Genomic DNA, 26,955 nt, shown 5'->3' with positions numbered 1-26,955 from the left:
CTTACTGCGATTGGCAGCGGTTTTGCAGTTGGGCAAGGGAGCTTGGTTAATGACCGTTTTGTGGAATGAGCCCGACCACATCCAATGGGTGGTCATCGGATCACATGTTGCCGTGGCAGCCATCGCGTTATTGTGTGCCCAGCACATCAATGGACGTCCGCTAAAGGGAAAGATCGCCGCATCGACGACTTTGGTTGTTTTCGGGCTTTTGCAACTTCCAAAGGATATTCGATTGGAGATGGAGCCGCCATGGAACTTCTTGCTTACGGTTTGGCAAAACCTTCCGATCTGTGTCGCGCTATTGGCTATCGCGTTGGTTTTTTCAGATCCAGAGGGTACGGTCGCTCGCTGGAAAAACAGGTTTCCACGTCTCGCAAGGCTCTTGCAAATCGTGATCCTCCTTGCTGTTTCGCTGATCGTCATGGAAAATGGCTTGCGCTATGTGGGTATTCAACCAGGATTTCTTTACCAAAACCGGTTGATCATTGATGTTGACAGTTTGCAACACTACCAAACCTATTCCACCAATGAAGACGGAATCTTTGCTTACAGTGATTCTGCCCGCAATTGTTTGCGACGGCAATTGACTGGATTTAATGATCCCAAGATATCAAAGATTTGGCCCGATGCACTTTATTTTGGTGAGGATTGGATTCAACAAGACCATTTGGCGATCCTCCGTGGCGATCTAAAAAATGGCTACAGCGCCTATTTGGACAGCATTCGGAAGTTACCTGCAAACTTACGTGATCCGGTGGACCAAGCCTACCTGGACCAACTTCAAAATCCAATCAATGCGGATGGCTTTCGAAGCATTCCTTTTCGCAATGACTCCACCCGTAAGCGGAAAATCCTGCTGTTAGGTGACAGCTTCACTTGGGGTCATTCGGCGATGTATTTCAGCAGTGCATTTTCAGACTTGCTGATTCCTAAGGGTTTTGCGATCTACAACTCAGGAATTTCCGCCACAGATCCTGCTCAATATGAAGCCATAGCGCGCAAATTTGTACCGATCATCCGCCCAGACGTGGTCGTTGTGAATCTTTATATGGGAAATGATATATTCCATTTCAAGCGACCATTGGCGCCCTTTCAAACACCCTTTTACCTCACCAATGCAGGCGTCATCCTGGCATATCCAGGTACTGAATGGCTACCCAGCGCCGATTCAGCGTATGCTTTTGTAAAAGCCGAACAAAAAATCCCGGCTGAAGGAGCGTCCAATGGATTCAATCAATTTTGCTCCCAAACATCGATTGGAACCATGTTTTGGCGGATGCTTCGCGCGGCTAACATTATTCCATTTCAGCGTCCAAACAGTGACTATTGGAAACGCTGTGAACCGCAAATACGGCAACGACCGGTTACAGGCGAATACCTTCGTGCGATCCAGAATGTGGCACAACAATATGGCGCTCAATGCATTGTCGCGGTGATTCCGGAAAACCCCGAGGATGCTGGAACAATTCTGAATCGGTACCCGGATGTCTTCGAAGGAATGAAGGTCGTGATTCCGATGGATCTGGACCCCAAAGATTATACCCAACGCGGCGGTCACTTCAACGATGCCGGTCATCGCAAATTTGCATCAATGCTGGAAAATGCCCTCAAATAGTCCCGATCCGTTGAAAAATCTCCGCCACCTCATCATTTTTTTCACACTCGCACTCCCTCTCACACTGTGCCACGCCCAGGGGGTGATCGCGTTGAGCTTCGACGATCCCAATACAGCTGCAAGCCCCTCAATGATTTGGCAGGAACGCAACCAGAAAATCCTGCAAACCTTGGCTTTTCATGATTTGAAAACGGTCCTTTTTGTCTGCCGAAACAAAGTCGACGATCCGCGCGGACGCGCTTTGGTCAGTAGCTGGGCCAAGGCGGGTCATGCCATTGCCAACCATTCGGCAACGCATCCCAATTTTGGCTCAAAAAAGGCGACCGCGGCCCAATTTGAGCAGGAATTGGTCAGCTGCGACAGCTTCATTACGGCATTTGCCAATGCAACCAAGCTTTTCAGGTTTCCATTTTTGAAGGAAGGTTTTTCTGCAGAAAAACGGGATTCGATGCGGCAAATCCTGGAAAATCATGGCTATCGGAATGGATATGTATCGATCGACGCAAGCGATTGGTATGTGGACCAAATGCTCTGCGACAGCCTGCGCAAAAATCCGTATTTGGATCCGCGACCCTACAAGGAATTTTACGTTTCCCATATTCTGGAACGGGCGAATTATTACGATTCGTTGGCGGTTTTGCTTACGGGACGCAAGGTACAACATGTATTATTGCTCCACCATAACCTGCTGAATGCGCTATTTTTAGACGACGTGATTCGCAGTCTAACGGCCAAAGGCTGGGCCTTTCATCAGACGTTGGATGCTTACAAGGATCCGATTTACCGGGAACAGCCAGCCATTGTCCCCGCAGGAGAAGGCATCATCTGGGGACTGGCAGAGGCGCAGGAAAAGCATGCAAAGAACCTGCGCTATCCGGCGGAGGACAGTGAATATGAGGCGGAGCGTTTGCTTCGCGCCTTACAAAAGCAATAGTTTTCGGGAAATCAGTCCCTGCTGCGCTTCGGCCTTTTGGGCATGTCGCGGGAAGTATTCTCCACCCTTGGCTTTGGCGGTTTGGTCAAAGTCCCTGACTTCGCAGCAGAACGACGCGTAGGATTCGGGGCAGAAGTTTTCGTTGCCTTGCCCTTGCCGGCACTCACATTCGCCGAAGGCGATTTGCCCCTGCCCTTGCCCGTACCGACGCCCGCCGAAGGCGACTTTCCTTTGCCTTTGCTTGCGCCCATACCGGCCGCAGGCGACTTGCCCGCTCCTGCACGTGCCGAAGGCGACTTCCCTGCTCCTGACCGACCCGATGCCGATTTTCCGGATTTTTCGGATTTTTCGACTTCCTTTTTGGATGGACGCGGTTTGTTTTTGATCGGGGCCGATTCTTCCGAACCTTCAGCTTTCCCCTTGGCCACGGCTCCACCTTTGGTGCGCGTCAGTGGCATTTCAGGGACCTTTTTCGCAGCATCTTTGACCCGACGCGCCGCCTTTTCTTCGAGCTTGCGTTTGTCAGCAACCCCGATTTGGCTTTTGCGCAATGCCTCCGAACGGTTTTTCTGATCGTCCAACGAGTATTTGGTCGCCTTGACAGATTTGCCTTTCAACTTGGCTTCGTCAGCAGCCTCGATGATCTCAAAAGCCCATTCGGGGAGATCGACCAAGGTATAGGTATCATAAACTGCAATCGTTCCGATTTTGTCGGCTTCAACTCCCGTTTCATTGACCAAGTAGCCCACGATATCACCGGCAGCGATTTTGTCGCGTTTGCCTCGGCTCAAATGGACTTTCATCAATTTGTTGTCGACGGATTTGGCTGCGTTTTTGTCAATCGGCTGAATGATAAAGCCTTTGAGGGCGATACCCAACTCGGTATGGAAATTTTGAACCGTCAATTCCTCGCCTTTGGAAGCGACAAGGTTGTAAACCGCTCCCTTTTTCCCGGCGCGGCCCGTACGTCCGCAGCGGTGAATATAGACCTCAATGTCCTCTGGAAATGCATAGTTGATGACAGCGGGCAAAGCCTCCACATCCAAGCCGCGGGCGGCCAAGTCGGTCGCCACCAAAAAGTTGACCTGCTTGCGTTTGAAGCGCTTCATCACCGCTGCTCGTTCGACTTGGTCGAGCAGACCGTGGTAAGCCTCCGCCTTAAGCCCCAACGAACGCAGGTAGTTGGCCACTTCATAGACTTCGTCACGATTCGGGGTGAAAATCAAAGCCTGCTTGATCTTCTGATTTAAGATCACACCGGCCAAAAACCGCTGCTTTTGCCCCTGATCGACCACCACATAGTGGAAAAAGATGTTGCGCAAAGCCTCCTGCGGACTCAGGCGCACGACCTGCAATGGCGCAAACCGTTCGCGGATGAGCTCTTCGACGTCTTCTGAAATCGTAGCCGAAAACAGCGCGACTTGCACCATGTTGCGGAGGTGGCTGACGAGGTTGTCGAGGATTTCCTGAAAACCCAATTCGAGGAGTTTGTCGGCCTCGTCGATGACGAGGTATTTGATGTCGCGCCAAAAAAAGTCGAGTTTGCCGCCTCTAAGGGCATCTTTGAGCCGTCCGGGGACGGCAACGAGGATATGGGGCGAAGATTTGATTTTCTTTTCGCTTTCGGCGAGGCTCATGCCGCCGTAGACGCTGGCCACGCGGAATTTGACGTGGGTCGTAAAGGACCTCAGGGCGGTTTCCACCTGCAAGGCCAATTCGCGGCTGGGCGCGAGCACCAAAACCTGGGTGCTGCGTTTGGTATAATCGATGCGTGAAAGCAATGGAAGGCCATAGGCGGCGGTTTTTCCGGTGCCGGTAGCTGCCTCGACGACGACGTTGCGCCGTTGCAAAATCAGCGGAATCACCTGCTCTTGTACTTCGGTCGGCTTCTTGAAGCCAATATTCGTCAGCGCCTCCAACACACGGTCTTCGAGCTGATATCGTTGAAATCCTTTACTCATGAGACTGCAAAGCTACGAAATCAATGTAGAATGTTGAGTTCAGAGTTCAGAGGGCAATCGCTAACGTTCAGAATCAACGCCGGTTCTGATTTATGGAGAGTGGAGAGTGGAAAGTTGAAAGTTGGTTTAGCTTGCAGCCTTTGGAACCAATTGGTGTGCTGATTCTGGGGATCTTGGAGTACGCTTTGCGTTCAACGGCTTTCCCGCCATACCGGGCTGACTATCCAACAATTCTGCCAACCTGACGGCTTTGGATCGTTAGCAATTCCAATGTTGGTGAATCGATTCGCCTGGTCCTTGGAGCGTTCAAGTGACCTTCGAGCCGATCACGTTGCAAAAATGGCCGTTCAAACCCCGAGTTGGCGTATGAGAACACTGCATTCCGATATTCGCAGCGAAACAAAACATCAACTACAAATGTCACGCACAGATAGAGCAAAAATTGCCGAACAAACCGTTGAAATTCTGAAACGCAAAACCTATTCTACTGCTTCAGGAAAGAAGATTTCGATTGAAAAGTCCTTGGAAGCCTGCCTGAAGGACACCGAGGTCATTCGACCGGATGCATGGCCGAATCTGATGACGGAGGTCCAGCAAAAAGTTTATCGGCGTCCACAAGGCAAGCCCGTGACGATCAGTGTTTTTGCAGAAACGACGTTTCGCACCTGCCAAAGATGGGTGGTGGATCAGAAGCTGGAAAACGTTGCCTGTCTGAACTTTGCCTCTGCAAAAAATCCCGGAGGCGGCTTTCTTGGAGGAAGCCAAGCGCAAGAAGAAGCCTTGTCGCGTGCAAGCGGGCTCTACGCGAGCTTGTTACGAAAGCCGGAATACTACGAATTTAACCGCAAGACCGGCACCTGCCTCTACTCTGATTACATGATCTGGTCCCCGCAAGTTCCGATTTTCCGAGATGATATGGATGCCCTGCTGGAATCGCCCTACTGTGCCTCCATCATCACCGCTCCGGCGGTGAACGCAGGCTGCATTCGACAGAATGAGCCTCAAAAAGCCTCTGAAATAAAGTCGGTCATGGTTTCCCGCGCCGAAAAAGTGCTTGCCTTGGCAGTCGCACAAGGCGTCGAAAACCTCGTATTGGGAGCCTGGGGTTGCGGCGTATTTGCCAATGATCCAGAAGAAGTTGCCGAGATTTTTGCAGGATTCCTGCGCGCAGGTGCTCCCTACTCACGGGCATTCAGTCAAGTTGCCTTCTCCATTCCGTCCGGAGGAAGTTCAATGGCCAACTGGAAAGCGTTTGCAAATATGGCTTGGGGTTGATCCGAATTTTTGCCCCAATCTCAGGCATCACTCCCTTTTTTCCCACATCAGCTGTCCAATTCTGTACTCAACCATTCTTGCGTTGGAAACGTAGAATTAAGGTGGCTGACGGGCGTTTTGCCTTGCAGCTATATTGCTAAGGAGAAATTTGGCCCTGCTTACCCACAGAGAAGCGTTTTTTGACGTTTTGGCCTGTGTTGGCAGATGCCTATTTTTACTTTAACGCGTTCAACCGTTTTATGCAGAATCACTTTTTTCATCGGGGGGTATTGCTTCTTTTCGTCTTGTGTTTGGGTACTGTGAGCTTCGGCTTTTCACAGGCATCTTGGTACGACAAAGGCGTAGAAGAAGAGGACAACAACCGCAAAGTCGAGTACTTCACCAAGGCGCTAGAGCTTGAGCGTCAGGACAATTGGGTTTATTATTTCCGCGGATGGGCCTACTACGGTCTGGAACGGTATGAAAAGGCGACCAAGGATTTCACTGCCGGCCTCACCGCAAAGGGCAATTTGGACGCCTCCTTTTTGTACAGCAGCCTCGCTTGGTGCAACTACCGTCTCGAAAAATACAACCAAGGCCTTGAATTTGCCGACAAAGCTGTTCAGAGTCGTGACGACAATTCGGAGGCCTGGAATGCCAAAGGTTGGTGCCAAATCCTGTTGGACAAACCCGAAGACGCCGTCACATCCTTTACCAAATACATCACGCTCAAGCCAAACAGCGGCATGGGCTACAGCAACCGCTCCTACGCCTACGTTCTGACCAAGGAATATGAAAAGGTCATTGCAGACTGCGACAAAGCACTTTCATTTGACCCGACAAATGAATTCCTCCTTGAGCGGAAGGCCTATACGCTCATCAAAATGGGCAAGAATCAGGAAGGAATTGAACTCATTAAGACTAAAATCAACTACAAGCCTGAGGATCCGTTGTCGCTTTCCAACATCGGGAACCTGTTCTTCAGGAACGAAGACTATCTCACCGCCATCGACTACCATACCCGGGGCATGAAACTCTACGAAGCCTTGATGAAGGACGACCGCGAGTACATGAACAAGCATCGCAAAGACATTTATGAAATCTATATGTCTCGTGGTGGCGCCTACTACGCCTTGAAAGATTATCAGCGCGCATTGGGTGACTACAAGCATGCGACCACGATTTTGCCGAATGAATACCGCGCTTGGCATGAAATCGGGCAGTTGCAGACCTTTCAAAAAAACTGGTCAGAAGGAGCGCAGGCGTATGAAAAGGCATTTGCGCTGCGGCCGGATTTGCAATTTGGATGGGTGAATCTGGGCTTTTGCTATGACAATCTCGGTCAGCCTTACCGGGCGATTGACGCTTATTCGCGCGGGATCAAGAACAATCCCGATGTCGGCCTGCTCTACAACAACCGCGGTTATGGCTACTTGGAGCTCAAAGAATATGACAAGGCCTTGGCCGATTTGGAGAAGGCCATCGAGGTGGAACCTGATATCGTGATGTCACATGTGAGCCTCGGAGAGTATTACTACGACCGCAAAATGTATGATCAGGCCATCGCGAAGTTCAACCACGCGATGAAAATGGATGAAGGCACTTCGGAAGCCTACACCGCGGCCTACTTCACCCGCGGACTCTGTTATTTTGAGCAAGATATGTTTGAAAAGGCCATTCCTGACTTCTTGGAAGCCATCAAATGGACGCCCAAGCATGTGTTGGCCCATGAAAAAGCCGGGATCACTTACTTCAAGCTCAACAAACTTTGCGAAGCCTACACCTATTTGAAAAAAACATTGGATTTGGAATCGATGGTTCCCGTGAAGCAAGCGCAAGAAGCGCCGAAATACATGGGAAAAATGACGAAAAATCCTTGTATCAAGTAGTGCGGACCGATTACGTCGGAATGGACATCATTTTAGGACCAAAATTTGCTTGGAACTCGTAACTTTCGTTGGTTACCTTAATTGATCTCAACATGCTCAAGATTTTCATTGGCTTTTTTGCGTTGACTGCGGTGTTAACGACAAATGCGATGGCGCAAACCGTCCGTCCAGACAGCCTACACCGCAACTATGCGGTCAAAATGACCCAGGAAGCCGAATACCCAGGTGGCAACACTGCGCTGTACCAAAGCCTCGCCAAACGGATGAAATACCCCGCAGAAGCCAAGGAAAAGCGAATTACCGGCGATATCATGGTGGCATTTGTGGTGCTCCCAGACAGCACCACTACCGATATCCGGGCGATGAAAGACTTGGGCGGCGGCACCAAGGAAGAAGCCGAACGCCTCATCCGCGAGACCAAATTTGCGCCTGCCATTCAGAACGGGAAGCCGGTCAGGCAACAAATGATGTTGCCGGTACTGTTCAGAATATACGACTGAGCATCCGGACATGTGCATTAATCCAGCATTGGCTTGCTTTACTTTGCCGTTTAGGCAGTGCTTTGACCACCTTAGGCTTTTGCTTTGCCTGCATTAGAATTGCTTGACTGAATGGCGCGGAACAAGAATTTTCTCAAATCCAGAACGAGAAGCACCTTTTGGGGGTCGCTGTTTACGATTTCGTTGGTCTTGTTTTTTCTGAACATATTCGCAGCAGGAGCCATTTACAGCCACATTCTCTTCGTTTATTCGCAGGAAAACTTTGAAGTTTTTGTCGAACTCCCCGACCATGTCGCCGAAGACAAGCGGCTTGCCTTCCAAATGTTTCTGAGGAAGCAGGAATTCGTGAAGGAAATGCGTTTCATCTCCAAAGACGAGGCAAGCAAAACCTGGCAACAGGAAAACGGCACCGAATTCATGGAAATCATGGATGGTTTGAATCCGTTTCCGGCGAGTTACAACGTCAAGCTGAAATTTGATTGGATTACCACCGAAGGCGTGGCCGAAGTCCAACGGATTTTGGAGGAGCAAACCATTCTGCCCGTCCAAGATGTCACCTATCCGATGACTGAAATCGAGCAATTGCGTGCCAACACGTATGGCTTCATCAAATTCGGAGCGATCATCGGGATCATTGTCACGCTGATCGCCTTTTACATTGTCAACAATACCATCCGACTCGCGATCTACGGCAAGCGCCTGATGATCAGGTCAATGCAATTGATCGGCGCTACAGCGGGATTCATCCGGTGGCCATTTGTGCGCATGGGCATCCTGCAAGGCATGTTGGGAGCATTGTTGGCAGACATCATGCTGATCGGATTGGTCTATGCATTTTCGTACATGGACTTGGGCCTCGGCGGATTCGAAATGGAGGGATTTTCGACACAAGAAATGTTAATGCGCTACGAATTCCTGTTATTGTCTTCAGGAATCCTTATCTTCGGCACGTTTTTAGGCTGGTTGAGCAGTACTTGGGCGGTCACACGCTTCTTAAACAAGGACCTCGATCAGTTGATGTAACTTGAATTCGCGATGCAAAATCCACTCAAAAACCTCAATATTCTCATCATCGTTGGTGGCCTTTTCCTTATTGCCTTGGGCTATTTGCTCATGAGCACCGAGGACTTCATCGACGCCACACAGTTTTCTTTGTCGTTGTATGTTTCGCCGCCGCTCATCATGGCAGGTCATGCCGTGATCATCTGGGGAATCGTGGCCAAAGGCCGCAAATCAGCAGCTGCAGACACCACAGCCGAAGCAAACGACAAATATTCCAAGGAAAGCTACAACTAAGTTAAAAGTGAAGAACGAAAAGTGAAAAGTTGCCGATTAGGCTGATTCACAATCACTTTTACAATTTCCCATTGGTTTCCACATGCGTTTGTCGGTGAGATGGATGATGAAAAGTCAATCCTGAAAACCATCTATTGATCTCCCCACAACGACCTCCAAAGACTTTTCACTTTTCACTTTTCACTTATAACTTTTCACTCCCCCATGGATTTTGTTGCCGGCGAAGTAATCTTGATCGACAAGGCCAAGGGCTGGACGTCGTTTGATGTCGTCAAGAAAGTGCGGTGGCTGATCAAAACCAAAAAAGTGGGCCATGCCGGCACGCTTGATCCCTTGGCCACCGGACTGCTGATTCTCTGTTCGGGCAAGATGACCAAAACGATCGACAGCATTCAGGCACAGGAAAAAGAATATCTGGTCGAATTCAGGCTAGGTGCCACCACACCAAGCTATGACGCCGAATTTGATGCGGAAAACATTTGTGACGCTGCGCACATCACCCGCGATATGATCGAATCCGCCATTATAGGATTCAAAGGCGAAATCAGTCAATTGCCACCGCAGTTTTCCGCGGTCAAAGTTGATGGTCAGCGCGCCTATGCAGCGGCACGTGCTGGTAAAACCGTCGACATCAAACCGCGCACCATTACCGTCTACGACTACCAATTGTTGGATTTTCATCCGCAAACGGTCGATTCCCCCGCACGGGCCTCGGCACGCATACGTTGCAGCAAGGGTACATACATCCGCACGCTCGTACATGACCTCGGGCAGGTGCTGGGCGTAGGAGCGTACATCCTCGAGTTGCGCCGCACGCGTATCGGTGACTTCCGCGTCGAAGACGCCTTCACCATCGAGGGTTTGCAGGCCATGCTTGCGCAGCAGGTTTAGCCGATTGGGTTTTGGGAAGGGGGCGCTCACACCATCCGCTGATAGCGCCCCCTTCGCTTTTCTGCAGCGCTCACACCAACCGCTGATAGCGCCCACTTCGCCAATCGTCGCCTTCACTCATCTTTGATTATTCCCGATTCGCAGTAAATTTGCCAAGATGAAAGTTTTTCGGAGCTTGGATGGCTTTGACCGCGGACACAATGCCACGGCGACCATCGGCACATTTGATGGGGTGCACCTGGGGCATCAAAAGATTTTGGGACGCCTTTTGGATGCAGCAAAGGAGGTTGACGGGGAAAGCGTGGTCATCTCTTTCCACCCGCATCCTAGACTTGTGTTGCAGCCCGAAGACAAATCCCTGCGCATGTTGCAAGCCATCGAGGAGAAGATCGCAGCCTTGGATGCATTTGGGATCGACAAGCTCCTCCTGATTCCATTTACCCGTGAATTTGCCGAGCAGGATTCGCAGGAATTCATCTCACAGGTGCTCATTCAAACCGTGGGCATCAAGCGCATCGTGATTGGCTACGACCATCATTTTGGTAAAAATCGCAGCGGAGGACTCAAGGAATTGCAAGCCGGAGCCGAATTGTATGGCTTTGAGGTCGAAGAAATTCCAGCCGAGCAAATCGACAATGCCAATGTGAGCAGCACCAAAATCCGGCAAGCCTTGTTGTCGGGCGATATTGCCACGGCAAGCCGCTTTCTTGGCTATGATTACGGCATCCGCGGGACGGTTGTCGAAGGCGAGAAACTCGGACGCACCATCGGCTATCCGACCGCCAATATCTTGCCTGATGATCCACACAAGCTCATTCCCGGCGAAGGTGTGTACCTCGCCCGCTTGTGGGTCGGCGGCGAAGCGCATTTCGGGATGCTCAACATCGGGAAAAAGCCGACCGTCGGCGACCATTTTCCGCTTGGAATCGAAATTCATCTTTTCAATTTTGACCAAAACATCTACGGAAAATCCGTCCGCGTTGAATTTCTGGATTGGATCCGGCCCGATGTGAAATTTGCAAGCCTCGACGAATTGGTGGATGCGCTGCACCGCGACCGGGACGCTTCATTGGCTTTGATCGAAAAACGAAATGGCTAAACCCCAACTGATCCTCTTGCACGGTGCGCTTGGTGCCCAATCGCAATTTACCCCATGGCTTCCGTTGCTGGCGGATGCCTTCGAGGTACATAGCCTTGATTTTGAAGGCCATGGCGCTCAGACATTTGCTGATCGCCCCTTTGCTATCTCGCATTTTGCCGAGAATTTGGAGCGGTACATCCTTGAAAACGGATTGCAGCAGCCGCATGTCTTCGGCTACTCGATGGGCGGCTATGTCGCGCTGTATTTGGCCCTGCGCAAACCTGAATTGCTGGGCAAGATCTTCACGTTTGCGACCAAGCTCGCTTGGACACCCGAAGGCGCAGCCAAGGAAGTGAAGATGCTCGATGTGGCGACCATCCTCGAAAAAGTGCCCAAATTCGCGCAGATGCTCGAGACACGGCACCATGGCAACGATTGGCAGCAGCACCTCAGCCGCACCGCCGAGATGATGATCGGCTTGGGAAATGCACCTGCCCTTGCGAACGAAGACTTTCCCAAAAATTCAAATCCCGTCAGAATCGGCATCGGCGACCGCGACACGATGGTGACGCTCGAAGAAACGATTGCCGCCTATCGCCTATTGCCCAACGCCGAACTTTTCGTGATGCCCAATACGCCGCATCCGATTGAAAAGATCAATGTCGAGCGAATTGTCGGTGTGGTGAAGGAATGGTTTTTGTAAGGACGTTGTGAGGCCGGAAGAGTTGAACGGACAAGGCAAATTGGTACAAAACCGAGGCCTTACATTCACCAAAGGTTCTTGACCTTGTCGATGTTCAGAATGTCAACGCCTTGGTAATAATGTTTGAGGATGCGGTGGTAATCCATTCCCGTTTCGCTCAGGTAATAGGCGCCGTCTTGGCACATGCCCACGCCGTGCCCGAATCCCGAACCTTCGATGAACAAAAGGCTCTGCGAATCAAAGACATGAAACTTGGAACTCTTGAGTTTGAACAGCCTGCGAAGTTCCTCTCCGGAGATCACATATTTGCTTTCGCCGTTGACAAGAACCCGTTTTACACGGCCGCTGATGTCGGGAATGATGTCGAAACTCACCGCTTCAATGTTGAGGTAGCGTCCCATTTTGGCCAGAAAATCCAATTTCGGAATGGTGATATGCCAAGCGTGGTTGTCAAAACCTTCGCAGAAATTGTAATCGGGCATTGCGCGCAGATAGTTGACATTCGCGACCCAAACGTCTTCGCTGTTGGCTGTAAATCCGCCGCAATTCGCTGAAAAGACGGCCTCGATGAGCTGATTGTCCTCAAAAACGATGACTTCGCCTGCAGTTTCAGCCACGGCTTGATCAATCAGCGGACTGTTGAGGTACTCACCTTTGTAGGCTTGGCAATGGGTATTGTCGCAGAGGTCGTAGCCGTGATTGCTGTGCCGGCCGATGTTGCGCAGGGCGTAGGTGCGTGCACTCAAGGCCTGTACCTTGAAAAAATCCAAGGATTTATGGTGCCCTGCCTCGGCATGAATCACGCCTTTGATATAGGTCTCGACAAAAACCTCGTTGACCAGCTCCAAATAACGTGGTCCGGTTTCGATGCGCAAATGGTCGGGATACGTACGAAATGCGATCGCCGCCTTGTCCAAAAACAGTTTGAAACGCGGTTTTTCGTCATTGCACCAGAAATGCAGGGACTCAAATGGCCCGAATTTTTTGCTGCCTTGCGCAAGCATGATCCCATCTGCCCCAACGGTGACGTCGACCTTCTCCAAAGTATGCAAAACGGTCACTTTCCGCGGAAATGAATCGGCTGTCATGACGACGACTTCGTCGCCTAGTGCCTGATAAGTAAAGGATTCGAGTTTGTCTGCCGGCGCAATGTGGACACGCAACATCTGTCCCTTGGCCTGAAAAGCCATCAGGGAGCAGAGCAAAATCAGGCCCGGCAACCATTTACAGCGCATTGGGCGCAAAGGTAAGCCGACGCATCCGCAAAGGGAAGACCATTATTCACAGTCATTTGCATAGCATCGGTTAAAGTGATTAGAGAAATAGGCGGTTTTTTTGAATTGAGAATTGAGAATTGAGAATTGAGAAGCCAACAGAACTCTCAACTCTCCACTTTCAACTCTCCACCACTTCAGAGTCCCTACAAATCAACACGATTTACTGAACTCGGAACTTTTATTGGAAGAGCTGTGTATCTTTTTTGAGTGTCGCGCATTATGCCTTCGAATGCAGGAAATAGAGCGACGACGGCCGCGTTGATTTGTCTTCTGCAGAATAATAAAAGCATCCGTCTAGGTTTTGGTTTGGCAAGGCGACCCGTCAGGGAATGCGCAATCAGCTTTTGCTTGCCCAAAAACTAGGTGCCTGACCGCAACCAAGGTTTCCGTGAAATTCTAACGTATTCAAAGAAGGAGAAAAAATATGGCTGGTTCATCGCTTTCACCCAGACAAAAAATGATCAACATGATGTATCTCGTGCTCACGGCCATGCTGGCCCTGAACGTGAGTGCAGAAATCTTGCAAGCTTTTGAAAGTTTGCGGGCATCGCTGAGAGAGACCGCCGGCGCACACGGCACTCAAAACCAATCGCTTACGAGCGACATCCTGAATACCATTGAAAAACAGGAAGGCAGTGGCATTACCAAATACAGTGCCTTTAAGCCGACACTTTCCGAGATCAATACCGAGGCTACCAAAGTCATTTCCTACATCGACGAAGTGACTGCCAACCTCGAGGAAATCGGCCAAAAAGACCCCATTACCGGCGAAATCCAGAAAAAGGATGAAACCACCAAGAACTATTCGTTTTGGTTGGGAACGGACGATGTCGGCAACGGCGGACATGGAAATGGCAAGGCGGTTGAATTGCGCGCCAAACTCGAGTCCTTTGTCAAATGGGCGAATGCGCTTTATGCGAAGCAGGATCCGAAGCATGAGCAAAACCACTTCTCGATGCTCGCCCTCGACCCTGCCAATGATCCCAAGGTGAGCGATGCATCGAGCAAAAACAAAACTTGGGAATATTTCACCTTCCACGGCAAGCCCGTGATTGCCGACATGGCTTTGATGGAAAAGTTCAAAATGGACGTGCGCGACGTACAAGGCGGACTGCTCCACCAAACGAAGGAATTGGTCAAAGGATTTACGTTCACCATCGACTCCTTGATTGCATTCGAAGCACCGACCTCGGAATATGTCGCTGCTGGGATGAAGTACCAAACCCGTTTGGCGGTCGGCGTGGCTTCCAAGTCCATCAAACCGGAATTTGTCGGTTCGGGCTTGAGCATGGACCCTGGAGGAAGCACCGCCACGATGACGATCGCTGCGAATGGCAACGTGATTCCTGAAGGTCAATCCGAAGGAATTCAGCACTATACGGCGATGATCAAAGTTCCCGATGCCGAGGGAAAAATGATTGAGATTCCGCTCAAAGGCCAATTCAAGGTGCGCAAACCCGAGGTGGTCGTCCGTTCAAAGGCGCTGCAAATCCTTTACAGGGATTGTGGCAATACCGTCGATGTCGATGTGCCTGCCCTGGGCGAAAGCTATAATCCGGACTTCAGCAAGTCTACGGGCGGTGGGAATATCCTGAAAAGTTCGAAGAGCAAGCGCGAAATCACGATTGTTCCGACTGGAAAGGATTACACGCTGTCGATTTATTCCAATACCAACGGTCAGAGTGTCAAGATCGACAACTTGAAATACAATGTCCTGAAGCCGAGCCAACCACGTATCGGGCTCTTTGTCAACGGACAAGAAGTCAATGGCATGTCAGGCGTGAACAAAAGGCAGACCGTGACCGTCAAGCTCATCCCTGATGGCGAATTCGCGAAGACCCTGCCTTTGGACGCACGTTACAAAGCCAAATCGGTCAAGCTCATGTATCAGGAAGGAATGATTGGCGTGCCGAAAGTCATCAAAACCTATTCCGGGGCAGAAATTCAAAGAGGCGTACCTGTGGAACTCTACCAAGGCGAACTCAAGACCGCCTATCCCGGATCAAGAATCTACTTTGAAGTCGAAGAGGTCGAGCGCATCAACTTCCAGAAAAAGGAAATCAAGGAGGAAATGCCGCGTGTGATGCTTGTGATCCCCGCAACGATCAAAGGCTGATTCCAAAAAGTATCCCCCGTTCTTTGGCGAATGCTGCCTCAAAGCAATTTTTGCCAGTATAAAGATCTCCCGCCGGCGCCTCCGGCGGGATTTTTTTTGATCTTTCGACAAACCTCAGGCTGTCATTGATAGATGCTCAGCATATAATCCTGCAGGTACCGATGGGTGATGTAAAAATCACGTCGCGCTTCCGGCAAGGTTTTGAATTGATCGATGATTCCACGGCAATTGACAGCGCCGCATTCACACTTACAAGTCCACTTTTCGATGCCAACTTCTTCAAATTTTGCATCGTTGTAGTTGATCGTCGGAGAATAGTCATAAGTAATTTCCTCCAATGGCTGAATCTCACGCAAGGCGATCATCTCATTCTGCCCCCGCAGGTAAGCGTTGGGGTTGCAAGAGTGATTGAATGATCTTGACGTTTCGTCCAAGTCGATGAATTCGGCATCGCCGATTTGCAATGGATCGGAAACCACTTCATCGCCAGCCTTGATACGCGCAATGATCTCATCGTCGGTGCAAAATGTGCCCGTCATCAGCGTAATGGGTTGCCCCTTTGCGATGGTTGTCAGCGCAAAAACCCCGTTCCCTGCAATGGGTGACCGATCTACCTTAAACAATGTACTCATGAGACAACTTTGGATTGAACCTCAAAACTACAAACTTTAGCCTCTGGAGAAAATTTGATTTCCCTCCTTCGAATCAAGTTTATGCCCGTCTCAACCCTTGTCCATGCGCACCACTTTTGGCCAGAACTTTGCAATCACATCGACCAAATCTGCTTGGGCGGCCATCACCTCAAAGATGTCTTTGTAGGCATCCGGGGCTTCTTCCGGACTGCCACCGATCAAGGTGACTTCGGCCTTGGCAAGTTGCTTTTCGATGGCGTGGCGCGTGAAGCTATTCGTGGCCTTGGTACGGCTGAGCCTGCGACCTGCACCATGGCTTGCGCTGCTCAAACTCGCAGGATTGCCCTTCCCGCGCACGACAAAACCGGGATGCAACATCGAGCCCGGGATGACGCCCAGTTCGCCGAGGGCGGCAGGTGTTGCGCCCTTGCGGTGCACGATCGCCTCCTCCCCTGTCGGCAAAATCTCCTTCCAGGCGAAGTTGTGGTGGTTTTCGACGACGGTCAGGCTCCCGGCCCCCAAGGCCTTCAAGATCCGGCGGTGAATGTCGTGGTGGCAAGCGGAGGCAAAATCACCCGCCAAGTTCATCGCCATCCAGTATTCCTGCCCTTCGGATTTGTCGAGGTCCAACCAAGCCAAATGGCTCGCCGGCTTGGGCAACTGACACAATTGCCGCGCCAAGTCGGTATAGTGTTGTGCAACCGTAGCGCCCAAGGCGCGCGATCCCGAATGCGTGAGAATCCCCAGATAGCTTCCCGCTGCAAGCCCCAAATCCCGCGAATAGGCGTCGAGTTCGACAATGCCCAGCTCGACAAAGTGGTTCCCCGAACCGCTGCTTCCGATTTGTCTTGCAGCGAGGCCCTGCAATTCGCGCAGCAAGGGCAATTCCCCGAATTCGGGGCGCTCCAAGATGGCATCGTCGCTGGGATCGGTGAAAATCTCCTTGCCAAATGCGCTGTTTTCCCGCACGATCTTTCGCAGGCGGTCGCGGTCGCGGCTAAGCGCGCTCGCAGGCATGTCCGTGACGGTGAGGCACATGCGACAGCCGATGTCCATGCCGACAGCATACGGAATCACGACGCCGCGTGTCGCGAGGACGCCTCCGATCGGTAGCCCGTACCCCAAATGCGCATCGGGCATGAGCGCACCTGCCTGCGTCACCGGCAACCGCATCGCCAGATCCATCTGCTCCACAGTGGCCGCATCGATCCCTTCGATTCCGTAGGTGCGGTAGCCTTTGGAGGCGTCGAGCAATGCGAATTTCTGCCCGGCAACCGGCTCGGGCGGCGGCAGCAGTTTTTGGGCGATCGGCCCGAAAATGGGGTGTTCAGCGAATTCCCCGGGGTTTGCAAGCAGCTGTTGCAGCAGCGCCATCCCTTCAGCGGGGTCGCCGTGTTTGTAGTGCTTGCGTAAAATATCCAGTGCCAGTCCGGCGAGGCTCCCTTTCTCGAGGCCCAGACGGACAAGGTCTTTGCTTTTAATCTGTTTCAATTGAAAAAAATCGAATGGTTGAAAATGGCTTCGGACACCTGTGAAGGTGCTGAAATCGACGAAAGCCATCAATTCCCGAAGTCAAAAATGAATAATTCCGATGATTTGGAAAGGATTAGCCGAATTTGATTCGAAGACAGCATCCAAAAAAATCGATCGCGTTTTACCTGAATTGGCAGCGCGAACAAACTGGGAATGGAACGGAAAGGGCAAAAACAATCCCAAAACCGGAGCTACCGAGCTTTTCGACTGCCCTCAGGCAATGCCGTTTGCGATATGTTGGAGGCGGCGCATTTTCTTGCGGATGAATTCGAATCAACCATTGATTCTGACGCAAAAGTAAGTGTTGGTTGCCATACCTTGCATTCGGCGGCTTCAACGGTGCAGAATTGTGCGGGAACTGCGCGAATGGTTCTATGAAACGAAAGGTCCGGAGCCAAAAAGACCCCACCAAACGGCAGGGTCTTTTCAGTCAGTCAACAATTGCACTTTACTGATGGAAACAAATTTTCTTTCGAAAATCTGCGTTGCATCCATCATTCGCAGTGCAAAGCGTTCAAAAATCAGTCTTAGGTCAACGTTGCAAAATTAGAGATCTGTTTTGATCAACGAACAAATTTTTTACACAGTTTTGACAAAAACGTTCATATCCCGGATAAAACGTCAGGTTTTGGCCGTTAAAATCGGGAAATGGTTTGGCCAACAAGCAAGCATGACGCTTCCATTGTTGAATGGATCGATGAACGAACTCTTATTAGGCTTTTGATTCCTTCCCAAGCTTCGTAAATTTGCCGTATTACCAACAAGGCCATGAAGCCGAATTGGATTTTAGATTCGTGAGAAGAAAAGAAATGCCCTCAAGATTGATGTTCCGCAGCTTTTGGATCGTGTTCGTGCTATTGATTTTTTGCACTTCCAACGCGGTGCATGCGCAGACAAAAGTGGAACTCAAGCCGGGCAAACCACTCAAGGTTGGCAGAATCAAAGGGGAGAAACCCAATCAACTCGATGTAATCAAGTTGGATTTGTTGCAACTGGGCATCAATGAGGCGCGACTTTTCTACGAAATGGAGCTCGGAAAACGCAGCAGCCTTGAATTTGGGCTTGGTGCGATCTACAAAAATGGGTTTTGGTATGAGCGCGGCGACCGCCCCATGCTTGCGTATGGCGGGGGTATCTACCTTGCCTACCGCATTTACATGGACAAAAAGCGGTACTTCTCAGAGCCGAAGCTTCGCTCCTATTTCAGTCCGATGTTGTTTTACCGTTATTCCCAGTATCAAAATGAGTGGATCGCTTATACCACCGGCAATCCCGATTCCAATGACTGCGAATTGTACAGCGAAAAATTTCATCAAGTCGGGGCCATTGTGCGGTTTGGATGGCAAACGTCGCGTGGAAGGTTGGTGCTGGACTTCTACTCCGGTTTGGGATTCAAGTTTATTCCTTCCGTTCGCCGGACGCACGTTGTGACGCCGAGCACTGGAGTTTGTATGGTTACTGACAGGACGGAAGCAGTGGGACTTACGGAAAAATTCTATCCGACCAATGTGATCATCAATGCAGGTATCAAATTGGGCTTGCGCCGCAACAATAAGGAGCGACACTACGACGACGAAGCACCGGAGAATCCGGAAACAGACCCTGAAACTCCCCCAAAATTCTGATCCGTTTTAACTTTTTGCTATGAACTACCTCAGCGCCAATGGCCTATTTAAATCTTTTGGCATCAAAGTCCTGTTTGATGACTTGAATATCGGCGTTGAAAAGGGCCAAAAGATTGCGCTTGTCGGCAGGAATGGCTGCGGAAAATCGACCTTGTTGCGCATCCTTGCCGGTCAAGATACCCCTGACCGCGGCGAAGTGAGCCTTCGAAACGGAATCAAAGCCGTTTATCTCAGCCAAAACCCTGATTTCGGGAACGCTGTCACCGTCATGGATGCGCTGTTTACCGGCGATGATCCGACGATCAAGGCCATTCGTGACTATGAAAAGCTCTCCTCACATCCCGATTCGGATCCCAAGAAGCTGCAAAATGCGATCGACCGCATGGAGGAACTGAACGCATGGGATTTTGATTTCAGGGTCAAAGAAATTTTGGGAAAACTCGGGGTCAATGACTTGGAAATGCCCTTGTCGGCGCTCTCAGGGGGGCAACACAAGCGTGTCGCGCTCGGCCAAGCCCTCGTGAGCGAACCCGACCTGCTCCTATTGGACGAGCCTACCAACCACCTTGACACCGCCACCATCGAGTGGCTGGAAAACTACTTGGCAGTCAAGGCAATGTCCCTCATTTTGGTGACGCACGACCGGTATTTTCTGGACCGCGTCTGCAACGAGGTCGTCGAGCTTGACCACGGTCAAGCGCATCGGTATGTCGGCGACTACGAGAACTTTTTGGAGAAAAAGGCAGAGCGTCACTCCGCGGAAGATGCCTTGCAAGCGCGCGCGCAAAACTTGCTCCGCACCGAGCTTGAATGGCTTCGTAGGCAGCCCAAAGCAAGAACCACGAAAAGCAAAGCGCGTATCGACGCCGCCCATGGATTGATGGAAGTGGCGGAGGGATCGGAAAGGGACAAGGACATCGCCTTGAATTTTGCAGCAAGAAGGCTTGGCAACAAAATCCTCGAATTGGAGCATGTTACCAAGGCCTACGGCGACAAGACCTTGGTTCGCGATTTCAGCTATGTTTTCAAACGTGGCGAACGCATTGGCATTGTCGGACCTAACGGGATCGGCAAAACGACATTTTTGAACTTGCTCACACAGCAGGTTGCTCCTGATACTGGAACGATTTCCCAAGGCGAAACGATTCATTTCGGCTACTATTCGCAGGAAGGAATTGAAATCAAGGATGGGCAGAAGATCATCGACGTGATCACCGAAGTCGCGGAGGAAATCGTGTTGGGGAATGGCGACAAGTTGAAAGCGAGTGCCACGTTGATCATGTTTGGATTTCCGCCGGCGATGCAGCAACAATTGGTCGGCAGCCTCAGTGGAGGTGAAAAAAGGCGGCTTTTTCTGTTGCGTGTGCTCATGACACAGCCCAACTTCCTCATCTTGGACGAACCGACCAACGATTTGGACTTGATCACGCTGAATACCTTGGAGCAGTTTTTGATGAGCTATGCCGGCTGTCTGATGATCGTGAGCCACGACCGTTATTTCTTGGACAAGCTCTGTGAACACCTCTTCATTTTTGAAGGAAACGGCGAAATCAAACCATTTCCGGGCACATTCCGTGAATACCGGGAACGTAAGGCCGCTGAGGAGATTGCCGCACGGCAATCGGAAAAAGCCTCCAATTCCAATGCAGCGGCACCGGTGGCCGTGCAAACCAAGAAAGACGATTCTAAAAAACTGAGCTACAAAGAGCAAAAAGAATACGAAGGCCTGGAACAGGAAATCGCCGATTTGGAGGCTAAAAAGGCGGCGGTTGAGCAAAAGCTGAACCTAGGTTCTGGAGATTTTCGCGAATTGGAGGCTTGGGCAAAAGAAGTCGCCGAATTGCGGCAGACGATCGAACGCCGCAGTGACCGTTGGCTTGAACTTGCCGACAGGGCTTGAATTGGACCTTCGAGGATTAGCCCCTGACCTTAAGGCCGTTCATATTATTGACCAAAGCTCTGAATTCCGAGAGTTGATCGGGTGAAAATGCCCCTTTGGGTATGAATATCGCCTCGGCACGGCTCAAGAAAATCAGCACCCAATTTCCCGAAAACCGGACTTCGTACACCGATGACCATTTATAGTCGTTGGTGGAGGATTCGGATTGCATGTGAATCGCCTGACCTGTGAATTCAAATTTGCGCAATTCCTGACTGCGTTTGGAGGAAGCGTATTGCCTTTTCCCGCGCAAATAGGCCGCAATCGGGATCCAGAAAAGGAAAAACAAACCGTAGAGCAGGGTAAATGCGGGTGAGAATGCGGAGAATTCAATGATTCCAGCGAGCGCAAGCGCTCCCCATCCGGAGAAGACAATCCCCAAGAAGGTCACAATCAGGACCATTGGCCGGCGATAGGTCAGAAAAAATACGAGACCCAGGAAGTCCTTGGACTCCATTTTGGTCTCGATCCGAATCGCCTTAGAAGATGAATCCATGTCGTTGAACTTTTGCAAAGATTAAAAGTGGGAATTTCCTTTCATTCCGACGGAGGAATTTTCTGGAATGCGGCTGCATATGAATGTCGGCGATGCGATTGCGCGCCTGCGGGCAAAGGCAACTAAAAGGGCATAAAAAGCAAATGCCGACTAAAAAGCCGGCATTTGCATCAAATCCTTTTGCAAGGAGAGGGACCGAAATTACTCGGCACGCTCCATGGTAGAGGTGATTTCGATTTTGGTAACGATACCAAAGATGTCGAAAGACAAAGTACCGAACCACTTCTGCTCTTTGCTGCTGCTTTCGAGGATGTCGTAAGGCATTGCAACAGAGCCGCTGTCAGTACCGGTGATGGTGATGACGTCGTTGTCGTCGTTCACAGACCATGTGAAGTCGGTACGGTTCGAATCTTGGAAGTCAACGCTGTAACCTGTTCCTTCTTTGTCGAAGAACATTTTGCCAAGGCTGTCGGTATCGGTTTCTGTAGAAACGAGCGAGTCATCGACGTAGGTCACAACAGTTTGGCTGGTGCCAACCCACATACCGTCTTTCTTTGGAAGGATTTTCTCGACTTTGCCGCAGCTTACAGCAACAACAGCCAACATGAGGGTAACAGCGAATACTTTGATAAATGATTTCATAGTGATTTTGAAATATTTTAAAATTTGAAATACAGATTTTGTGCTTTCAAAGGGGTAGATACCGCCTTTGGAAGATTGGTTGCATCGGTTATAGAAAAAAAATAAGATTCTTCCTGAACAGGCTGAAGTAAAGTGGTCGGAATCAGATTTTTACTTGGAAACATTTTTTTTCAGGAACGGGTGCAAAGGTAGAAGGATTCCTGATGATTCCAAAAACAAATCGCCAGACACTGAAAAAATTCAGCATCTGGCTATTCGATAAAAAGCCGATGTCTCTCCTCCATCACCCCACACGTTTGGGGCAATGGGAAGCGAAATGCTATTCGATGCGTGTCAACACATGGAATTCCTCGATCCACTCTCCATTGACCGCACCCACCGTTGTAACGCGCCACTCCTGCCGGTTTTTGGTAGAAGAGATCACCAGATAGTCAGCGCATCCGGTAGTGGAGACGGTTGGATAACAGATAATTATAATTTCCCCGCTGGGATTCATTCCCCAAGTGAGGTTACGGGATGCGCCGCCTGCATCTACTCTTGTACCGGTTCCATTTTTGTCAAACGTGTAGGTGCTCCCATCCGTGATGGTATAGCTACTGTCGAGCGTGCTGTTCACGTATGAGTTTACCAAAATGGAGGTTGAAAGCCACATTCCATCCTGTTTTGGAAGAATCCTTTTTACCTCGGTGCTGCAACCTACCAATAGTACAGTCACCACGAGCAGACAAGCGAAGATGTTGAGTTTTTTCATGTTGCCAAGATAATAAATTGGTTGGAGTCAAAAGGCAATGGCCCTTGTAAAAACTTCATTGGTCTCAGGCATGCCCATTCGAAAAAAAAATCTCGCCCCGCTGCAACCTTTAGCCTTGCATACTCATCTAAGATCCAAATTCCACAAAGAAGAAGTCATGAAAGTCACTGAAGAACGCGTCCTCCCTACCCTGCTGTTGCTACCTGTGGCGGCCATTTTTGTGGGGGCATTGGTGGTCGGAATGCTGGCTCTTTTTGTCGGATAAGGCTTTCAACCCTCGAAAAACGCCTGTGCACGTCCTTCGCTCCAGGTGATTCCCTTCCAACTCAAGGTCATAAATCCCACGTGACCACCCAATTCAGGGACTTCCAAAAAGAGGTTATCGCGGCTGCTTGCAGCGTCCCAAGGATAGCAGGCAGGCGGTAAAAACGGATCATTCATCGCATTCACAATCAAGGTAGGAATCCCGATATCCGTCAGCAGGTCTTTGGGCGTCGTTGCAGCATAAAACTCCTCGGCATTGCGGTGGTGATGCCACGGCACATTAAAGGCCTCGTCAAAATCGATCATGGTTTGAATATGATCCCAAGCCGTCATGTCATAATGCTCCGGCATCTTTTTGGCCTTCAAATTCATTTTGCGCCTGTATTTAAACAGGAATGCTCGCCCATACATTGCTTGATTGCCTTCTGAGAGGTGGTGTGCGCTTGCCGAAAGATCAGTCGGAACTGAAAAAACAACCGCACGTTTGATCTCCGGCCTGACCTTTTCACCCAATTCGCCCAGATACCGTAGTGTGATCGCTCCCCCAAGGCTGAATCCGGCAAGATAAATTTCTTGGTAGCCTCTCGCGATCGCTGCATCCACCACCAATTGATAATCGTCCGTTTGCCCCGGATGGTAAAAAGGCACCGTCAGATTCACTTCGCCACTGCAGGACCTGAAGTTCCATGCAAGGGTATCGTAACCGTGCCGGTTGAAGTGCTTGACCATTCCCACGATGTACGTCGCACGTGAACTGCTTTCCAATCCATGGCTGAGAATGACCAAACGTTTGTTGCCGCCGACCGACCAATCTATGTCCAGAAAATCACCATCGGCCGTAAAAATCCTCTCCCGTTGGTAATTGACGCCGAATGTAAACCGCAGCAAATTGGGCACAATCGTTCCCAAATGTGCATTGGACAAAAAATAGGGCGACTTGTAGCCCGTTTCATCGATAATCGGCATATCACAAATATCGTTTTTTGTGGAAACATTCGCAATTGCCAGTGACAGAAGGCAAAACGGGCCGCGAGAACGGCAATGTTGGCCTCAGCAGGCAAATATTCCAATCCAATTGATTAACTTTCTTCAAAATCAATCAGCAATGTCACGTATCCTTCTCTTTTTACTGCTTTTTTTGAGCTCGGCCGGTTTTGTCACTTCTCAATCCGGATTTGTGGATGTCACATCTTCCTCCGGGGTCCAACATCGCGGCTACAATGCGATGCAAATGGGTGGTGGGTCGGCTTGGTTTGATTACGACGGAGACGGCGACGAAGATTTGATCGCGGTCGGTGGCACCGGCGACAACAAGCTTTACCGGAACGATGGCGCAGGAAGTTTCACAGATGTCACCGTCGCTGCAGGACTCGGCAATATCACTTGGGACACGCAAGGCGTGGTGACGGGCGATGTGGACAATGACGGTTTTCGCGAGATTTTCATTTCGACCATGTGGCATCAGCCGAATCTGTTTTTTCAAAACAACGGCGACGGAACATTTACGGATGCCTCCGTTTCCTCGGGAATCGGCCTCGATTCGATGTGGGTCAGTTCGGCAGCATTTGGTGACTATGACCGCGATGGACTGTTGGACCTTTACCGCGGAAACTATGTTTGGCTGGGCCAAGCGATCACCGACAGCAGTGGTCAACCCATCGGCTATGCCCACCGCTGCAACGGTAATTCCTTGTTTCACAACAATGGCAACGGGACTTTCACGGATATCGGTGCGCAGGAAATGGTGAATGATACCGGCTGTGCGCTCAGCGTGGTGTTTACGGACTACGACCTCGACAACGATCCCGACATTTTGGTCGCCAACGACTTTGGCATGTGGGTAGCACCCAATGGCCTTTATCAAAACAATTATCCCGGGCCGTATGCGGATGTCGGCGCAAGCACCTACGCCGATCAGGCCATGTACGGAATGGGCATCGCTGTCGGCGACTATGACCACGATCTGGATTTGGACTATTATATCACCGACATCGGGGCGGCAGCATTGTATCAGCAGCAGCCCAACCATACTTTTTTCCAGATGGCGACGCAAGCCGGAATTGAAGACGATTCGATCGGAAATGCGATGGCAACCGGCTGGGGAAATGCGTGGATCGACTTCGACAACGACAAATGGCAAGACATGTTCATCGCGCATGGATACATTCAGTTGATTCCCATTTTTGCAAACGTCATCCAAGACCCCGACAAAATGTATCGCAACCTTGGAAACGGTACTTTTAGCGATGTGACGCTGGCCTTGAATCTCGGGGATACCAATGCGGGCCGTGGAATGGCCATGGCGGATTTTGACAAGGATGGCGACTTGGACATGTTTGTGAACGTGGTGAATTTGTCCCTCGGCGGAAACGACGTTTCGCGGCTGTACAGCAATGACTACAGCGGATCCAACCATTGGTTGCAGGTCGAGCCACGCGGGACTTATAGCAACCGGGATGCATTTGGGGCCAAAATGATCGTCAAGGTAGGGGCAGACAAGTGGATCCATGAGGTCAATGGAGGCAGCAGTCATATGTCGCAGCATACCCATATCGCGCATTTTGGGATGGGCACCGATACGATTGTGGATAGTCTCTGGGTGATTTGGCCCAACGGCGGTGTACAGTTGCTCACACAAATTGCCGGTGATCAACGCATCCTGGTGATCGAGGACTCTGCGGGGTTCCTTGCAGTTCCAAAACCGGAAATTACTGATTTGCAGGTCTATCCAAATCCTTTTGATGCCAGTTTGCATGTCGACTTCTCCTTGGCTAGCGGTCGAAACGTTGTTTTGTCCATTACCGACATGACAGGCCGAATCGTCTGGGAATCGGGGCTAAAGGGGATTCCGGGCGTGCCTTTGCGCTGGACTTGGGATGGCAGGACCAATGCGGGATTGGAAACACCCGCCGGCATGTATTGCCTTCGCGTGCAAGTGGGTGCTGAACAACAGGTGGTGCGTGTGATGCGCGCCCGCTAGCCGGGAATCGCATTGCAAAGCCTTCATTCGACCCGCGTTTGGCCAATATGGACAAGCATTTGGTTGATAAAATTTTACGAAAGCAAAGCTTTGATTGGTATTTTGGCTGGAAATTTGGTCGAATACTGAAAATCTCTCGGAGAATGTTGAAAGGAAGAAGCTTGTTTGGATCCCTCGTCGTGCTGACGATGATCCTGTCATTTGGCTGCAAAGCCGAAAAACAGAACTTGATTGTTGGAAAATGGAAGGTCTTCCATATCAACCGCGGCGGTATGATCATCGGCGGACGTGGTTTCAAGGGCACGGAGTATGAATTCCGTGAAAACGGGACTGTGTTTGGACAGGGTACATCCAACAGCAATCAGGATACGCTTACCAGTAAATACCTTCAAAGAGGAGATTCATTGATTTACGTTTCATTGGTTACGCAAGCCGAAGAAGCCTACCATCTCGATACACTCACCGAATCCAGACTTGTGATTTCGGCGAATATCGATGGTATTCCGACCAAGGTGAGCATGATGAAACTCAAAAAATAGGCCTTCATTTTTGGAGAGGGCGAATGTGATAGTTATC

At 50.4% G+C, this 26,955-nt stretch carries 23 protein-coding genes; 15 read left to right on the top strand and 8 right to left on the bottom strand.

Going from position 1 to position 26,955, the window contains the following annotated elements; all coding sequences use genetic code 11:
• Together IPN95_18275 and IPN95_18270 are read left to right on the top strand one after the other, a co-directional pair.
• On the top strand, positions 1 to 1,615 hold a 1,615-nt coding region (locus IPN95_18275), incomplete at its 5' end, for a hypothetical protein (protein MBK9451314.1).
• Complete coding sequence (locus IPN95_18270) at positions 1,602 to 2,549, top strand: polysaccharide deacetylase family protein (GenBank protein MBK9451313.1); 948 nt, start codon at positions 1,602 to 1,604, stop codon at positions 2,547 to 2,549. The genes IPN95_18275 and IPN95_18270, both read left to right, overlap by 14 nt.
• A gap of 11 nt (positions 2,550 to 2,560) precedes the next feature.
• Here IPN95_18270 and IPN95_18265 read toward each other — a convergent pair whose 3' ends face one another.
• Entirely contained in the window at positions 2,561 to 4,510 is a 1,950-nt protein-coding gene (locus tag IPN95_18265; protein MBK9451312.1) for a DEAD/DEAH box helicase, read from the bottom strand.
• A gap of 417 nt (positions 4,511 to 4,927) precedes the next feature.
• Here IPN95_18265 and IPN95_18260 point away from each other — a divergent pair, with 417 nt between their 5' ends.
• From IPN95_18260 to IPN95_18225, 8 genes are all read left to right on the top strand, one after another.
• On the top strand, positions 4,928 to 5,785 hold the full coding sequence (locus IPN95_18260) for a TIGR02452 family protein (protein MBK9451311.1): 858 nt from the start codon (positions 4,928 to 4,930) through the stop codon (positions 5,783 to 5,785).
• A 299-nt stretch (positions 5,786 to 6,084) separates the two neighbouring features.
• Positions 6,085 to 7,653 carry a tetratricopeptide repeat protein gene (locus IPN95_18255; GenBank protein MBK9451310.1) on the top strand — a complete coding sequence of 523 codons (1,569 nt, stop codon included), beginning with the start codon at positions 6,085 to 6,087 and terminating at the stop codon, positions 7,651 to 7,653.
• A 92-nt stretch (positions 7,654 to 7,745) separates the two neighbouring features.
• Positions 7,746 to 8,153: an energy transducer TonB gene (locus IPN95_18250; protein MBK9451309.1), complete on the top strand. Its 408-nt coding sequence runs from the start codon at positions 7,746 to 7,748 to the stop codon at positions 8,151 to 8,153.
• A 111-nt stretch (positions 8,154 to 8,264) separates the two neighbouring features.
• On the top strand, positions 8,265 to 9,176 hold the full coding sequence (locus tag IPN95_18245) for a hypothetical protein (protein MBK9451308.1): 912 nt from the start codon (positions 8,265 to 8,267) through the stop codon (positions 9,174 to 9,176).
• Between the two features lie 12 nt (positions 9,177 to 9,188).
• The gene (locus IPN95_18240; protein MBK9451307.1) at positions 9,189 to 9,449 is read left to right on the top strand and encodes a hypothetical protein; all 261 of its coding nucleotides are present in this window, start codon (positions 9,189 to 9,191) and stop codon (positions 9,447 to 9,449) included.
• A 204-nt stretch (positions 9,450 to 9,653) separates the two neighbouring features.
• The gene (truB, locus tag IPN95_18235) at positions 9,654 to 10,340 is read left to right on the top strand and encodes a tRNA pseudouridine(55) synthase TruB (GenBank protein ID MBK9451306.1); all 687 of its coding nucleotides are present in this window, start codon (positions 9,654 to 9,656) and stop codon (positions 10,338 to 10,340) included.
• Between the two features lie 157 nt (positions 10,341 to 10,497).
• Positions 10,498 to 11,439, top strand: coding sequence for a bifunctional riboflavin kinase/FAD synthetase (locus IPN95_18230; GenBank protein ID MBK9451305.1), 942 nt, complete (start codon positions 10,498 to 10,500; stop codon positions 11,437 to 11,439).
• Positions 11,432 to 12,124, top strand: coding sequence for an alpha/beta hydrolase (locus IPN95_18225; GenBank protein MBK9451304.1), 693 nt, complete (start codon positions 11,432 to 11,434; stop codon positions 12,122 to 12,124). Before IPN95_18230 ends, IPN95_18225 begins: the two co-directional genes overlap by 8 nt.
• A gap of 65 nt (positions 12,125 to 12,189) precedes the next feature.
• On the opposite strand, the gene IPN95_18220 is transcribed toward IPN95_18225, so the two are convergent.
• Entirely contained in the window at positions 12,190 to 13,359 is a 1,170-nt protein-coding gene (locus IPN95_18220) for a SpoIID/LytB domain-containing protein (GenBank protein ID MBK9451303.1), read from the bottom strand.
• Between the two features lie 499 nt (positions 13,360 to 13,858).
• On the opposite strand from IPN95_18220, the gene IPN95_18215 reads away from it, so the two are divergent.
• Positions 13,859 to 15,517, top strand: coding sequence for a hypothetical protein (locus IPN95_18215; GenBank protein MBK9451302.1), 1,659 nt, complete (start codon positions 13,859 to 13,861; stop codon positions 15,515 to 15,517).
• A 122-nt stretch (positions 15,518 to 15,639) separates the two neighbouring features.
• Here IPN95_18215 and IPN95_18210 read toward each other — a convergent pair whose 3' ends face one another.
• Positions 15,640 to 16,149, bottom strand: coding sequence for an SET domain-containing protein-lysine N-methyltransferase (locus IPN95_18210; GenBank protein ID MBK9451301.1), 510 nt, complete (start codon positions 16,147 to 16,149; stop codon positions 15,640 to 15,642).
• 90 nt (positions 16,150 to 16,239) lie between these two features.
• On the bottom strand, positions 16,240 to 17,709 hold the full coding sequence (locus IPN95_18205) for an RtcB family protein (protein ID MBK9451300.1): 1,470 nt from the start codon (positions 17,707 to 17,709) through the stop codon (positions 16,240 to 16,242).
• Positions 17,710 to 18,476: 767 nt separating this feature from the next.
• Between IPN95_18205 and IPN95_18200 the strand changes: the two genes are divergently transcribed.
• Together IPN95_18200 and IPN95_18195 are read left to right on the top strand one after the other, a co-directional pair.
• Entirely contained in the window at positions 18,477 to 19,307 is an 831-nt protein-coding gene (locus IPN95_18200; GenBank protein ID MBK9451299.1) for a hypothetical protein, read from the top strand.
• 19 nt (positions 19,308 to 19,326) lie between these two features.
• Positions 19,327 to 21,207, top strand: a complete 1,881-nt coding sequence (locus IPN95_18195; protein MBK9451298.1) for an ABC-F family ATP-binding cassette domain-containing protein — start codon at positions 19,327 to 19,329, stop codon at positions 21,205 to 21,207.
• 16 nt (positions 21,208 to 21,223) lie between these two features.
• Here the strand turns inward: IPN95_18195 and IPN95_18190 are convergent, their stop codons facing one another.
• The 4 genes from IPN95_18190 to IPN95_18175 form a co-directional block, all read right to left on the bottom strand.
• A complete protein-coding gene (locus IPN95_18190) occupies positions 21,224 to 21,742 on the bottom strand; it encodes a YcxB family protein (GenBank protein MBK9451297.1) in 519 nt (172 codons plus the stop codon).
• 201 nt (positions 21,743 to 21,943) lie between these two features.
• The gene (locus IPN95_18185; protein ID MBK9451296.1) at positions 21,944 to 22,384 is read right to left on the bottom strand and encodes a hypothetical protein; all 441 of its coding nucleotides are present in this window, start codon (positions 22,382 to 22,384) and stop codon (positions 21,944 to 21,946) included.
• 319 nt (positions 22,385 to 22,703) lie between these two features.
• Positions 22,704 to 23,135, bottom strand: a complete 432-nt coding sequence (locus IPN95_18180) for a hypothetical protein (GenBank protein ID MBK9451295.1) — start codon at positions 23,133 to 23,135, stop codon at positions 22,704 to 22,706.
• 270 nt (positions 23,136 to 23,405) lie between these two features.
• Complete coding sequence (locus IPN95_18175) at positions 23,406 to 24,365, bottom strand: alpha/beta fold hydrolase (GenBank protein ID MBK9451294.1); 960 nt, start codon at positions 24,363 to 24,365, stop codon at positions 23,406 to 23,408.
• A gap of 139 nt (positions 24,366 to 24,504) precedes the next feature.
• Here IPN95_18175 and IPN95_18170 point away from each other — a divergent pair, with 139 nt between their 5' ends.
• Both IPN95_18170 and IPN95_18165 read left to right on the top strand, forming a co-directional pair.
• On the top strand, positions 24,505 to 26,379 hold the full coding sequence (locus IPN95_18170; protein MBK9451293.1) for a VCBS repeat-containing protein: 1,875 nt from the start codon (positions 24,505 to 24,507) through the stop codon (positions 26,377 to 26,379).
• Positions 26,380 to 26,522: 143 nt separating this feature from the next.
• Entirely contained in the window at positions 26,523 to 26,918 is a 396-nt protein-coding gene (locus IPN95_18165) for a hypothetical protein (GenBank protein ID MBK9451292.1), read from the top strand.
• Positions 26,919 to 26,955 lie beyond the last annotated feature (37 nt).

Source organism: Bacteroidota bacterium (genome assembly GCA_016718825.1).
Taxonomy (GTDB): Bacteria; Bacteroidota; Bacteroidia; order J057; family JADKCL01; genus JADKCL01.
Note: the sequence above shows the minus strand (reverse complement) of the source record. Positions and strands in the feature narration are given on the sequence as shown.